The organism is Solimonas sp. K1W22B-7 (genome assembly GCF_003428335.1).
Classification (GTDB): Bacteria; Pseudomonadota; Gammaproteobacteria; order Nevskiales; family Nevskiaceae; genus Solimonas_A.
In genome coordinates, this window is the sequence record NZ_CP031704.1 from 2,337,540 (window position 1) to 2,350,787 (window position 13,248).

Here is a 13,248-nt window from a genome sequence, read left to right on the forward strand (position 1 = left end):
GGGAGGGCGCCCTGTCAAGGGCACCCTTTCCGGGGAAATGAGCCGCGGCTCAGCTGAACTTCGAGAAGTCCGGCTTGCGCTTCTGCATGAAGGCGCCCATCGCCTCGCGGGCCTCCGGCATGCCCAGCATCGGGATGAACTTGTCGGCCTCGATGCGGATGGCATCCACCACCAGGTCCTCGCGCCAGCGCTTGAGCAGGGCCTTGCTGGTGCGCAGGGCATTGGGCGGCTGGCCCGCGAGCTTCAGTGCGACCTCGCGGGCCTTGGCCTCGCTCTGGTCGTTGGGCAGCACGGCATTGACCAGCCCGGCCTCCAGCGCCGTGGCGGCGTCGAAGGGCTCGGCCAGCAGGCAGAGTTCGGCGGCCTTCTGGTGCCCCATGAGGCGCGGCAGGATGTAGGTGGAAGCGAATTCCGGGCAGATGCCGATGTTGACGAAGGGCAGGTGGAAGCGGGTCTTCTCGCCGGCATAGACCAGGTCGCAGTGCAGCAGCAGGGTGGTGCCCACGCCGACGGCGACGCCGTTGACCGCGGCCACCACCGGCTTCTTTGCCGTGGCCAGCGTGCGCATGAAGCGCGCCACGGGGCTGTCATCGCCGGTGGGCGGGTTCTGCAGGAAGTCCGCCAGGTCGTTGCCGCTGGTGAAGCAGTCGGCGGAGCCGGCCAGCAGGATCACGCGCACCTCGGGATCGGACTCCGCCTTGAGCAAGGCCGCGGTGATGCCCTCGTACATCGTCGTGGTCAGGGCGTTTTTCTTGTCCAGGCGGTTCATGCGGATCGTGAAGACCCGGTCCTGCAGCTCGGTCAGGACGTGCTCGGTGCTCATCGGGGAAACTCCAGGGGGGAAAGTTAAGGGCGCCATTGTAGGGTGCGCATCGCGCACCGGGTGTCTCAGGCGCTTGCGCCATGGTGCGCAATGCGCACCCTGCAGGTCAGCCAGGGGGCCACTTCAGGGGACGGCCCCCGATCAGGTGCAGATGCAGGTGAAACACCGACTGCCCCGCCTCGGCGCCATTGTTGACCACCAGCCGGAAAGCCTCGCCGTAGCCATGCGCGGCCGCGATCTTGCCCGCGGCCAGCATCAGGTGGCCCAGCAGGGCCTGGTCCTCGGGGCCGGCGTCGCAGAGGCGCGGGATGGGCTTGCGCGGGATCAGCAGCAGGTGCATCGGCGCGCCGGGGTTGATGTCCTGGATCGCCACGCAGTGCTCGTCCTCGTGGACGATCTTGCCGGGGATCTCCCGGTCGATGATCTTCTCGAACAGCGTCTTCACCATGGGGGGTTCCTCGAAATGAGGACGGCAGTTTACGCCATGGCCGGTACCCGGCCCGCCGTTTGTTACCATTCCCGCCCATGACCGAACCTTCTCCGACCGTGGCCGGCGACTATCGCCCGATGGCCGTCTACCGCCGCCTGCTCGGCTACACCCGGCCGCACTGGCCGGTGTTCCTGCTGGCCTCGGTGGGCATGATCCTGGCCGCCGGTACCCAGGTCGGCTTCATGTCCCTGATCAAGCCGCTGCTGGACGGCACGTTCATCAATCGTGATCCCGAGGTGATCCGCTGGTTGCCCTGGGCCATCGTCGGCCTGTTCCTGCTGCGTGGCGTCTCCGAGTTCATCTGCTCCTTCGGCATGTCCTGGATCGGCCGCCGGGTGATCAAGGCGCTGCGCGGCGAACTGTTCGATCATCTGCTCAAGCTGCCGGTGCGTTTCTACGACCGCATGAGCAGCGGCCAGCTGATCGCGCGCCTGACCTACCACGTCGAGCAGGTGGCCGAGGCCGTCACCACCGCTTTCACCTCGATCATCAAGGACGGCCTCACGGTCGTCGGCCTGGTCGGCTGGATGCTGTGGCTCAACTGGGAGCTGGCGCTGTTCTGCCTGGGCGTGGCGCCGCTGATTGCCGGCGTGATCTCCTACGTCAGCCGCCGTTTCCGCAAGGTCTCGGGGCGCATCCAGCAGAACATCGGCATCGTCACGCAGGCCTCGGAGGAGGCGATCGGCGGCCAGCGTGTCATCAAGATCTACAACGGCCAGGAGCAGGAGCGCCGCCGCTTCGAGGGCGTCAACGAGCAGCAGCGCTGGCTGTCGATGAAGCTGGTGGCCACCAAGGCCGGCAGCGACGCGCTGATCCAGTTCATCGCCGCCTGGGCGGTGGCCTTCATCATCTACTTTGCGACGCGGCCCGAGATGCTGCAGGCCATCACGCCGGGGACCTTCGTGTCCTTCCTCGGCGCGATGCTGTCGCTGATGAACCCGCTGAAAAGCCTGACCAACGTCAACGAGCGTCTGCAGCGCGGCATTTCCGCCGCCGCCGACGTGTTCAAGCTGATGGGCGAGGACACCGAGCCCAAGGGCGGCGAGCGGCCGCTGCAGCGCGCGCAGGGGCTGGTGGAGTTCCAGGACGTGCGCTTCCGCTATCGCGCCGATGTCTCCGAGGCCCTGCGCGGGATTACCGTGACGATCCGGCCCGGTCAGACCGTGGCCTTCGTCGGCGCTTCCGGCAGCGGCAAGTCGACGCTGCTGGCGCTGCTGCCGCGCTTCTACGACGTCGATGCCGGCATGGTGAAGGTCGACGGGCACGACGTGCGCGACTACCCGCTGGAGCGCCTGCGCGCGCAGGTCGCGCTGGTGGACCAGCAGGTGCGCCTGTTCGACGCCACGGTGGCCGAGAACATCGCCTACGGACTGGATCCCATGCCGGACGAGGCACGCATCGTCGAGGCGGCCAAGGCCGCCAATGCCTGGGAGTTCATCAGCCGCCTGCCGCAGGGCCTGCACACCCCGGTCGGGCAGAACGGCGGCAAGCTTTCCGGCGGCCAGCGCCAGCGCCTGGCGATCGCCCGCGCGCTGCTCAAGGACGCACCGATCCTGATCCTGGATGAGGCTACTTCGGCGCTCGACACCGAGTCCGAGCGCTACATCCAGAGTGCGCTGGAAGAACTGGTCAAGGGCCGTACCACGCTGGTGATCGCCCACCGCCTGTCGACGATCCAGAACGCCGACCTGATCGTGGTGATGCGCGATGGCGAGGTGGTGGAGCGCGGTACCCATGCCCAGTTGCTGGCGCTGGGGGCCACCTACGCGGCGCTGCACAGCCTGCAGTTCCGTGAAGATGGTGAGAGCGGCGCCACGCCAGCCTGATGAAGGACTGGCTCGAACAGGTCTGGTACCGGCCCGAGCCGCCGCCGGCCTGGCTGAGGCCGCTGGGCCTGGCCTACGGCGCCGTCGCGACGCGGCTGGCCGCGTCGCGACGGCGCCAGTCGCAGCGCCTGCCGGTACCGGTGATCGTGGTCGGCAATGTCGCCGTCGGCGGCACCGGCAAGACGCCCTGCGTGCTGTGGCTGGTCGAGACCCTGCGTGGCCTCGGGTACCGCCCTGGCATCCTCAGCCGCGGCTACGGTGGCCGCGGCCCGTTTCCCTTCATGGTCGCGCCCGGCGCCGACCCGGCGCTCTGTGGTGACGAGCCGGCGCTGATGGCGGAGCGCGGCGGCGTGCCGCTGGCCGTGGCGCCGGACCGGCTCGCCGCCGGCCGCCTGCTGCTGCAGCGATACCCGCAAACCGATGTGCTGGTCTGCGATGATGGCCTGCAGCACTATCGCCTGCAACGCGACCTGGAGTTCTGTGTGGTCGATGGCCGCCGCGGCTATGGCAACGGCTGGCAGCTGCCGGCCGGTCCCCTGCGCGAGCCGCCGTCGCGGGCGGGGCAGGCGGCCCTGATCCTGGTCAATGGCGGCGACGCCTCGGCCTTCGGCCCTACGGCGGTCGGCTTCAGCCTGGTCACCGCCAGCGCCGTCAACCTGCGCAGCGGTGAGCGCCGCCCGTTGCGCGACTTTGCCGCCACGCCGGTCCATGCTGTCGCCGGCATCGGCAACCCCGGGCGCTACTTCGACAGCTTGCGTGTCCAGGGCCTGCAGCCGGTCGAGCATGCCTTTGCCGATCACCATGCCTACACCGCCGCCGACCTCGATTTCGGCGATGCGCGACCGCTGCTGATGACCGAGAAGGACGCGGTGAAGTGCCGCGCCTTCGCCGCCGGCCACTGGTGGGCGGTGCCGGCCAGCCTGCAGTTCACGGGTGATGGCGCGGCACGGGTCACGGAGCTGCTGAAGGCCGCCCTGCGGCCCGCCGGACGCGGGTCCGCCTGAGCGGCAGGGGGCCTCCTGCGGGAGGCTGCGGACCCTGGTCCGGCAGGGAGAAAAGCATGCAACAATGCCGCCCCCATCGTTGCCGTAGCGCCAGAATCATGGACAAGCGTCTGCTCGACATACTCGTCTGCCCCGTGAGCCAGGGGGCCCTGGAATGGCGCCCGGAGCGGCAGGAACTCTGGAGCCGTGCCTCGCGCCTGGCCTATCCGGTGCGTGACGGCATTCCCGTCATGCTCGAAGAGGAGGCCCGCGAACTGAGCGAGGCCGAGCTCGAGGCATGAAGCCCTTCAAGGTGGTGATTCCCGCGCGCCTGGGCTCCACGCGCCTGCCCAACAAGGTGCTGCGCGACGTGCACGGCAAGCCGGTGCTGCGCCATGTCTGGGAAGCGGCGCGCAAGAGCGGTGCCGAGGAAGTGATCGTCGCCACCGATTCGGAGCAGGTGCTGCAGGCCTGCCGCGGCTTCGGCGCCGATGCACGGTTGACCGCCGCCACGCACAACTCCGGCACCGATCGCATCAACGAAATCGCCCGCGGTGCCGGCTGGGCCGCCGACACGGTGGTGGTGAACCTGCAGGGCGACGAGCCGCTGATGCCGGTGGAACTGGTGCGCCAGGCGGCGCAGCTGCTGACCGAGGACAGCGAGGCACACATTGCATCGCTATGCCATCCGCTGCATGTGCTCGAAGACTGGCTCAATCCCAATGTCGTCAAGCTGGTGATGGACCGCCGCGGCTACGCGTTGTACTTCTCGCGCGCGCCGATTCCCTGGAAGCGCGACGGCTCCAGCCGCGAGCAGCCGCGCATGCCGGAGGGCCTGGCCTTCCGCCATATCGGCCTCTACGCCTACCGCGTGGCGGCGCTGGCCGAGTTCAGCCAGCTGCCGCCGGCGCCGCTGGAAGACTGCGAAGCGCTGGAGCAACTGCGCGCGCTGACGCATGGCTTCCGCATCAAGATGGGCGTCACCGACAACCCGCCGCCGCGTGGCGTGGACACCGAGGAAGACCTGCAGGCGGTGATCGCTCTGCTGAAACCCTCGCGTTGAATCATCCGCGCAACAAAAAAGGCTCCTTGCGGAGCCTTTTTTGTTGATGCGTAGCCTCAGGGCACAGTCGGCTGGCGGCCGATGCTGTAGTAGGTAAAGCCCAGGCGCTTGAGCAGCTGCGGATCGTACAGGTTGCGGCCATCGAAGATCGTCGGCTGCTTGAGCTGCTTGGCCAGGCGCTCGAAGTTCGGGCTGCGGAACTGCTTCCACTCGGTGACGATCGCCAGCACGTCGGCGCCATCGCAGGCGGCCTCGGCGCTGTCGCAGAGCATCAGGTCGGCGCGTTCGCCGTAGATCTTGCGGGTCTCGTGCATCGCCACCGGATCGAAGGCACGGACCTTGGCGCCGGCCTCCCACAGCGACTCCATCAGCACGCGGCTGGAAGCTTCGCGCATGTCGTCGGTGTTGGGCTTGAAGGCCAGGCCCCAGAGAGCGATGGTACGCCCCTTGAGATCGCCGCCGAAATGGCTGCGGATGCGCTCGAACAGCACGCGCTTCTGGCGCTCGTTGACGTCTTCCACCGCGGCCAGCAGCGCCGCCATGTGGCCCGACTCCGCGGCGGTATGCACCAGCGCCTTGACGTCCTTGGGGAAGCAGGAGCCGCCGTAGCCGCAGCCCGGATAGATGAAGTGATAGCCGATGCGCGGATCCGAGCCGATGCCGATGCGCACCTTCTCGATGTCGGCGCCGACCTTCTCGGCGACATTGGCCAGCTCGTTCATGAAGCTGATCTTGGTCGCCAGCATTGCGTTGGCGGCGTACTTGGTCAGCTCCGAGGAGCGCACGTCCATCACCACGATGCGGTCGTGGTTGTGGTTGAACGGCGCATAAAGCGCGCGCATCAGTTCGGCCGTGCGCGGGTTGTCGGTGCCGATGACGATGCGGTCCGGCTTGGTGAAGTCCGGGATCGCCGCGCCTTCCTTGAGGAACTCGGGGTTGGAGACGATATCGAACTCGGCGGGCTCGCCGCCGCGCTTCTGCAGTGCCGCGCGCACCGCGTCACGCACCTTGTCGGCGGTGCCCACCGGCACGGTCGACTTGGTGATGACGATGCGATAGTCGTTCATCAGGCGGCCGATGGTGTCGGCCACCTGCAGTACGTACTTCAGGTCGGCGGAGCCGTCCTCGCCCGGGGGCGTGCCCACGGCGATGAACTGGAACAGGCCGTGGCGGACGCCTTCCTCGGCATCCGTGGTGAAGCGCAGGCGGCCTTCCTGGAAGTTGGCCTTGACGATCTGGTCCAGGCCCGGCTCGTAGAACGGCACTTCGCCGCGCGACAGGGTCTCGATGCGCTTGGCGTCGACATCGACGCAGACGACGGTGTTGCCGGCATCGGCGAAGCAGGCGGCGGTGACGAGCCCGACGTAGCCCGAGCCGAAAATGGTGATATCCATGGATTGCAATCAGGAGTGGGTGGTGTCTGGCTTCTGTTCGCCGGACGTTTCTGTCTCGGCCGCTGCGGGGGCAGGCTCTTCGAACAGCTTGAAGTAGTCGGAGGCCGGGGCGCTGGCGCGGAACTTCCGCGCGCTTTCTTCCGCTTCGGCGACATCTTCGGGGCTGTCCATTGCAACCGTTTGAACCTCTTCCTCGGCCTCGGCCGCCGGAGCGGAGGCCGCGGCTTCGGCCTCTACCGTCTCGGCGACCGCTGCGGGGGCTTCGGCGACGGGGGCTGCAGTAACAGGTGTTTCGACAACAGGTGTTTCGACAACAGGGGCTTCGGCCACAGGCTCGGGCTGCGCAGCGACGAAGGCGGGGGCCGCCACCGGTGCTGCCGTCTCGGCGGGCGGGGCCGGCGATTCGTCCTGTGCCTCGACCGGCGCCTGCGTCTCGACCGGCGTGGCCTGTACCTCTGCCACCGCGGTGGCGTCGCTCTCGGCCTCGGCCTCCGGCGCGGGCTCGATGGCGGAGGAGATCGTCACTTCGCCGCTGTCGCCGGCCGGGGCCTGGACAGCTTCGTTAGCGGGTTCCGCTGCCGGGATGTCGCTGGAGGCCACGCCGCCGGACAGGACATCGTCCTCGGTCAGCGCGACCACGCCGCCGGCGGCTGCCGGCAGCTGGCCTTCGCCACGGCCTTCACCACCACGGCCGCGGTTACGGCGGTTACGGCGGCCGCGCAGGCTGCGTCCACCCGGCGCATGACCCTCTGTGCCTTCCGGCTCCAGGCCTGCGGCCTCGGCGGCCAGTTCGGCGGCAGCTCCTTCGGCGGTCAGCGGCAGCTGCTCCGTCTGCTGCGGACGCTCCGGGCGGCCGTCGCGGCGCTGCTGGCCATCACGGCCCTGGCGCTGCGGATTCTGCTGCTGACGGTCCTGCTGCTGGCCGTCGCGACCCTTCTGCTGGTTCTGCTGCTGGCCTTCGCCGCGGTTCTGCTGCGGCTGCTGGCCATCGCGGCGCGGCGGGTTCTGCTGGCCGTCGCGGTTCTTCTGCGGCGGGTTCTGCTGCTGGCCGTCGCGATTCTTCTGCTGCTGCGGATTCTGTTGCTGGCCATCGCGGCGCGGGCCCTGCTGGCCGTCACGGCGCTGCTGGCCCTGCTGCTGGCCGCGGTTCTGGTCGCGATTCTGGTCACGGCCACGCTCGCCACGCTCACCGCGGTTGTTGCCGCCACGACCGTCGCGGCGCTGCTCGTCGCGGCGGCGCTGGTCCTGCGGAGCCTTGGCCGGAGGGGCCTCGGTGACCGGCTGGGCGCCGAAGCCGAGCCAGCGCATCAGGCGGGTCCAGACCGACTCGGTGGGCACCGCAACCATCTGCACCGGCGCAGGGGCGGCGACGATCTCCTGCTTGATCACGATCGGCGCCGGCGTCGCCGGCACGATCTGCTTGACCGCCGGCTCCTGCAGCGGACGCGTCGGCGCCTGCGGCTTGGCCATTTCTTCCTGGGCCGCGGCGTCGAAGTTCTGCGCCAGCACGTAGGAAATGCCGGAGTTGCCGTCCTGCGCCAGGTGATCGGCGCGCACGCGCTTGATCTCGAAGTTCGGCGTGTGCAGCGTCGGGTTCGGCACCACCGCGATGTGCACGCGGCAACGCGCCTCGATCTCGCGTACGTTGAGGCGCTTCTCGTTGAGCAGGAACGTGCCGACGTCGACCGGCACCTGGGCGATCACGCGCCCTGTGCGCTCCTTCATCGCCTCTTCTTCGATCAGTCGCAGGATCGACAGCGCCAGCGACTCGACGCTGCGGATGTGGCCACGGCCGCTGCAGCGCGGGCAAGCCACCTGGGTATGCTCGGCCAGCGTCGGGCGCAGGCGCTGGCGCGACAGCTCCAGCAGGCCGAAGCGCGAGATGCGGCCCAGCTGGATGCGGGCGCGGTCCATTTCGACCGCGCGCTCCAGGCGTTTCTCGACTTCCTTCTGGTTCTTGGAGCTGGCCATGTCGATGAAGTCGACGACGATCAGGCCGCCGAGATCCCGCAGGCGCAGCTGGCGGGCGATTTCCTCGGCCGCTTCCAGATTGGTATTGAACGCGGTTTCCTCGATGTCGCGTCCGCCGGTGGCCTTGGCGGAGTTGATGTCGATCGCGGTCAGGGCCTCGGTATGGTCGATCACGATCGAGCCGCCGGAGGGCAGGCGCACATTGCGTTCATGCGCCAGTTCGATCTGGCTCTCGACCTGGAAGCGCTGGAACAGCGGGGTTTCGTCGTTGTACTGCTTGAGCTTGGGCAGGTCCTGCGGCGTCGAATACTGCAGCTGCTCGCGGGCTTCCTCGTAGATCTCGGGGTTGTCGACGATCACCTCGCCGATATCGGCGCGCAGGTAGTCGCGCAGCGCGCGCATCACGATGTTGTTTTCCTGGTAGATCAGGAAGGGCCCCTGGCGCTTGGCGGCCTCGGCGATGATCGCGTTCCAGGTGCCGACGCGGTGGTCGAGGTCCCACTGCAGTTCCTCGACCGTGCGGCCGACGCCGTTGGAGCGGATGATCAGCCCCATGCCGTCCGGCAGGTTCAGCTGGTTCAGGGCTTCCTTGGCTTCCTCGCGCTCGTCGCCGTCGGCGCGGCGCGAAATGCCGCCGGCGCGCGGATTGTTGGGCATCAGCACCAGGTAGCGGCCGGCCAGGGAGACGAACGTGGTCAGGGCCGCGCCCTTGTTGCCGCGCTCTTCCTTCTCGACCTGGACGATGATTTCCTGGCCTTCGTCGAGCTGGTCGCGCAGGTTCTTGCCGTCGCCCTTGAAATAGGAGCGGACGATTTCCTTTACCGGCAGGAAGCCGTGGCGTTCTCCACCGTAGTCGACGAAGCAGGCTTCGAGGCTGGGCTCTACGCGGGTGATGCGGCCTTTGTAAATGTTTCCTTTCTTCTGCTCGCGGGAGGCGTGCTCGATATCAAGGTCATGCAGCTTTTGCCCGTCCACGATCGCCACGCGCAGCTCTTCGCGCTGCGTGGCATTGATCAGAATGCGTTTCATGTTGGTCTCGTCTGGTGACGCTCGACCGCGGGGCAGGGGAGAGTTCAGTGACAGGCATTTTGCGTTGTCTTTGTAGGTCGCCCGCCCTTTGCAGGAGCGTTGGTTTTTGATGATGCCTGCGGCACTGGCGCGCCACAGACGCAAACTTGAGGCGTGCTGCGCTGCTAAGATGCGCGCTGCAACGTCCCCTAATCGATTCCGTAACCGCCGATGCGGTAACGGAATTTTCCGCTTATTCAAACGGAATGTCGTATTTTGACACAAACCCGCCAAGAAGTGCGCAAGGTTACCGTTACCGCTGGTGAAGATGGCCAGCGGATCGATAATTTTCTTTTAAAACAACTGCCTGGCGTGCCGAAGTCGCATGTCTACCGACTCCTGCGTTCCGGCCAGGTGCGGGTGAACGGCGGGCGCGCCAAAGCCGAGCGCAAACTGGTCAAGGGCGAGGAGGTGCGCATCCCGCCGGTGCGCATGGCCGAGAAGGGTGAAACGGTTCGTCCGCCGGATGCAGTGCTGAACAAGCTGCGTGAGGCGGTGATACACGAAGATGAGCACTACTTGGCGATAAACAAGCCCGCGGGCCTGTCTGCGCACGGCGGAACCGGCGTACTTTACGGGGTGATCGAGACCGTTCGCGCCTGGGGCAAGTACGAATTCATCGAACTGGCACATCGGCTGGACCGCGACACCAGCGGTGTCCTGCTGCTGGCCAAGACCCGCCCGGCATTGCTGCGCGCCCAGCGGGCCTTCAAGAACAGCACCGCCGACAAGCGCTACTTCGCCCTGCTGGACGGCAAGTGGCGTGGCGAGGACCGTGATGTCGACGCCGCCCTGGTGCGCAACAACCTGCGCGTGGAGATCGACGAGGAAGAGGGCAAGCCCTCCATGTCGCGCTTCTCGCCCAAGGCGCGCTACCGCGACGCCACCCTGATGGAAGTGCAGATCTTTTCCGGCCGCACCCACCAGATCCGCGTGCATTCGCTGGCGCTGGGCCACCCGGTCTGCGGTGACACCAAGTACGGCGAGCGCGAGGTCAACAAGCAGTACAAGGACAGGGGCCTCAAGCGCATGTTCCTGCACTCGCATTTCCTCAAGCTGGTGGCGGACGAAGAGTTCCCCAAGCTGATCCTGAATGCGCCGATGACCGATGAGCTCAGGGATTTCCTGACGAAACTCGGGCCTGGGCGGTGAGTGCAGCGGCTGCCGCCGGAGTTCGGCCACAGCTGCTGATCTTTGACTGGGACGGGACCCTTGCCGACTCGGCCGCCGCCATCGTGCAGACCATGCAGGTGGCGATTCGGGCGTTGTCGTTGCCGACGCGTGACGACAAGACCATCCGCGAGTTGATCGGCCTGGGCATGAACGACGTGCTCACGCGCCTCTTTCCCGAACTGGAGCTCGACGCACTCAAGGCCCTGCTGGAGCGCTACCGTGCGCAATGGGTGACCGAGACTGCCGAGGCGCCCCTGTTCCCGGGAGCCCTGGAGGCCCTGGAGGCCCTGCACGGGCAGGGCTACCGACTTGCGGTGGCCACCGGAAAGTCGCGCCGCGGCCTGGACCGCTCGTTGCGCCACCACGCCGAGATACGGTGTCTGCTGGTGGGTTCGCGCACCGCCGACGAAACCGCCTCCAAGCCCGACCCGCTGATGCTGCGGGAACTGCTGGAGGCCGAGGATCTGAAGGCCGATCAGGCGCTGATGATCGGCGACACTGAATACGACATGGCCATGGCCGCCGCCATCGGCATGCCGTGTGCCGGCGTGCTCTGTGGTGTGCACGATGCCGCGCGCCTGCGCCTCTTCAGCCCCGCAGTGCTGCTGGAGGACGTTTCCGGATTGCCGGCCTGGCTGACGGCATCAACTGCCGCAGAAGCAATGCTGTCCGCAAATGGACGCAAATGAACGCAAATCAAGCCAGGAAGGCGCTCCAGTTCATTTGCGTTTATTCGCGTTCATTTGCGGACTGAGATTCCCGATCAGGGGCTTCTTCAGGGAATCGCGAACCCCGCCTCGCGCAGCAGCGCGGCGGTGCGGATCAGGGGCAGGCCGACCAGTCCGGTGGGGTCGCTGCTGCGGATTTCCTCGAACAGGCTGATCCCCAGGCCCTCGCATTTGAAGCTGCCGGCGCAGTCCAGGGCCGGCTCGGCCGCCAGGTAGCGCTCGATGGTCGGCTCGTCCAGGCGCCGGAAGCGCACCGTGGTCACGTCCAGGCCCTGCAGCAGCTTCGTGCCCTGAATCAGTGCAACGGCGGTCAGGAACTCCACGGTCTGCCCCGACAGCAGCTTCAGCTGCGCCCGCGCCCGCTCCAGGGTGCCGGGCTTGCCCAGGTGGCGCCCCTGGGTGGCGGCGGACTGGTCCGAGCCGAGAATCCAGGCCTGGGGGTGATCCTGGGCCAGGGCGCGGGCCTTGGCCACCGCCAGGCGCTGGGTCAGTTCGCGCGGGGTCTCCCCGGGCTGGGGAGTCTCGTCGACATGGGAGGGCAGGGGTTTGAAGGGCAGTTGCAGGCGCCCCAGCAGTTCCGCCCTGTAGCGCGAGCCGGAAGCAAGGATCAGCGGGGGATTGTCAGCCGGCATTTTCCACCGGGTCGCCTTCGATCCCTGCGGGTATATCGAGATTCATGGCCCATGATAGTCGTTGGTTGCGGATCGAGCTTCGGGGGATCGAAGGCTGATCGGCGCTGGCCTGCCTGTGGTGCCGGCGGCTAGGACTTCACTCAACCCATGGAACAACCATGGGTTTCGCTCCAGTCCGTTGCCGCCGGCATCCTCGGCGACGGCCATCGCTCGATACCCCGGTGAAAAATGCCGGCTAACCATTGAATTCTTTGGAATATGCGCCCGTGCCCGCTTTGACTTTTCGAGGGGCTGTCTCTATGATGCGCGCCCTTTGAAGGGTAGCTCGGGACGATGGCCTTGGGTATCCCCGCCAGAATACGTGTTTCCAGTACCGCCGCGCAGGCGGAGCGCTTCCATGGTGATCTGCCGCTGAAGGCGCTGCCGCGCCTGGCTGAGCTGCTGGCAGAGACGGGCGGGATGCTCGCGGTGTCGCTGCAGGCAAGCTCGCTGCAAGGCCACGTGGCCTTGCAGGGTACGCTCGGCGGCGTGCTGCCGTTGGCCTGCAAGCGTTGCGGCAAGACCTATGGCTGGCCGCTGCAGACGGAAGTCGACTGGCGACTGGTGGTGGACGAGGCCAGCGAGCGCGCCCTGATGCAGGATTGCGAGCCGTTGCTGGTCGAGAACGACGAGTTGCAGCTGCGTGAAGCGATCGAGGACGAGATTTTGCTGTCCTTGCCGATGCTGCCGCGCTGCGAATCGTGCGAAAATGTTGTTGCGGTGCAGCCAGAGGCTGCGCCGGTGGAAGAAGAGCCTCGTCGGGAAAACCCTTTCGCGGCATTGAAGAAGCAGTTGAAGTCAGATTGAAGTGATAGTCAGGGCGTTGTGCCCGACGGAGCAAGACAATGGCAGTTTCCCAGGACAAGAAATCCCGTTCGATGCGTGGCCACCGCCACGCCCATTGGAAGAACAAGGTCAAGCCGGCTGCACTGTCGGTCGACGCCACTTCCGGTGAGACGCACCAGCGTCACCACGTGACGGCCGACGGCTACTACCGCGGCAAGAAGGTCATCGACACGGCCGGCTCGGCCGGCGACAGCACCGAAGAGTAAGGCTGG

General features: G+C 67.0%; 13 protein-coding genes. 8 read left to right on the forward strand and 5 right to left on the reverse strand.

The window, feature by feature from the left end; translation table 11 throughout:
* Positions 1-49 precede the first annotated feature (49 nt).
* Positions 50-823, reverse strand: a complete 774-nt coding sequence (locus tag D0B54_RS10685) for an enoyl-CoA hydratase (RefSeq protein WP_117291314.1) — start codon at positions 821-823, stop codon at positions 50-52.
* A 106-nt stretch (positions 824-929) separates the two neighbouring features.
* Positions 930-1,271: a histidine triad nucleotide-binding protein gene (locus tag D0B54_RS10690; RefSeq protein WP_117291315.1), complete on the reverse strand. Its 342-nt coding sequence runs from the start codon at positions 1,269-1,271 to the stop codon at positions 930-932.
* 77 nt (positions 1,272-1,348) lie between these two features.
* Between D0B54_RS10690 and msbA the strand changes: the two genes are divergently transcribed.
* The 4 genes from msbA (at position 1,349) to kdsB (ending at position 5,185) form a co-directional block, all read left to right on the forward strand.
* Positions 1,349-3,139 (forward strand): lipid A export permease/ATP-binding protein MsbA, encoded by a 1,791-nt coding sequence (msbA, locus tag D0B54_RS10695; RefSeq protein ID WP_240433596.1) that lies wholly within the window; start codon positions 1,349-1,351, stop codon positions 3,137-3,139.
* Positions 3,139-4,143: a tetraacyldisaccharide 4'-kinase gene (lpxK, locus tag D0B54_RS10700; RefSeq protein ID WP_117291316.1), complete on the forward strand. Its 1,005-nt coding sequence runs from the start codon at positions 3,139-3,141 to the stop codon at positions 4,141-4,143. The genes msbA and lpxK overlap by 1 nt, the downstream gene beginning before the upstream one ends.
* 98 nt (positions 4,144-4,241) lie before the next feature.
* Positions 4,242-4,424: a Trm112 family protein gene (locus D0B54_RS10705; protein WP_117291317.1), complete on the forward strand. Its 183-nt coding sequence runs from the start codon at positions 4,242-4,244 to the stop codon at positions 4,422-4,424.
* Positions 4,421-5,185 carry a 3-deoxy-manno-octulosonate cytidylyltransferase gene (gene kdsB, locus D0B54_RS10710; RefSeq protein ID WP_117291318.1) on the forward strand — a complete coding sequence of 255 codons (765 nt, stop codon included), beginning with the start codon at positions 4,421-4,423 and terminating at the stop codon, positions 5,183-5,185. Before D0B54_RS10705 ends, kdsB begins: the two co-directional genes overlap by 4 nt.
* A 56-nt stretch (positions 5,186-5,241) precedes the next feature.
* On the opposite strand, the gene D0B54_RS10715 is transcribed toward kdsB, so the two are convergent.
* Together D0B54_RS10715 and D0B54_RS10720 are read right to left on the reverse strand one after the other, a co-directional pair.
* Complete coding sequence (locus D0B54_RS10715) at positions 5,242-6,579, reverse strand: UDP-glucose dehydrogenase family protein (RefSeq protein ID WP_117291319.1); 1,338 nt, start codon at positions 6,577-6,579, stop codon at positions 5,242-5,244.
* 9 nt (positions 6,580-6,588) lie between these two features.
* On the reverse strand, positions 6,589-9,579 hold the full coding sequence (locus D0B54_RS10720; RefSeq protein ID WP_117291320.1) for an Rne/Rng family ribonuclease: 2,991 nt from the start codon (positions 9,577-9,579) through the stop codon (positions 6,589-6,591).
* A 276-nt stretch (positions 9,580-9,855) separates the two neighbouring features.
* On the opposite strand from D0B54_RS10720, the gene D0B54_RS10725 reads away from it, so the two are divergent.
* Positions 9,856-10,770 (forward strand): RluA family pseudouridine synthase, encoded by a 915-nt coding sequence (locus tag D0B54_RS10725; protein ID WP_117291321.1) that lies wholly within the window; start codon positions 9,856-9,858, stop codon positions 10,768-10,770.
* Entirely contained in the window at positions 10,767-11,480 is a 714-nt protein-coding gene (locus tag D0B54_RS10730; RefSeq protein ID WP_117291322.1) for an HAD family hydrolase, read from the forward strand. The genes D0B54_RS10725 and D0B54_RS10730 overlap by 4 nt, the downstream gene beginning before the upstream one ends.
* Before the next feature lie 86 nt (positions 11,481-11,566).
* Here the strand turns inward: D0B54_RS10730 and D0B54_RS10735 are convergent, their stop codons facing one another.
* A complete protein-coding gene (locus D0B54_RS10735) occupies positions 11,567-12,151 on the reverse strand; it encodes a Maf family protein (RefSeq protein ID WP_117291323.1) in 585 nt (194 codons plus the stop codon).
* Positions 12,152-12,484: 333 nt separating this feature from the next.
* Between D0B54_RS10735 and D0B54_RS10740 the strand changes: the two genes are divergently transcribed.
* Positions 12,485-12,997 carry a YceD family protein gene (locus D0B54_RS10740; protein ID WP_117291324.1) on the forward strand — a complete coding sequence of 171 codons (513 nt, stop codon included), beginning with the start codon at positions 12,485-12,487 and terminating at the stop codon, positions 12,995-12,997.
* Between the two features lie 38 nt (positions 12,998-13,035).
* A complete protein-coding gene (gene rpmF, locus D0B54_RS10745) occupies positions 13,036-13,242 on the forward strand; it encodes a 50S ribosomal protein L32 (protein WP_117291325.1) in 207 nt (68 codons plus the stop codon).
* Positions 13,243-13,248: the final 6 nt, after the last annotated feature.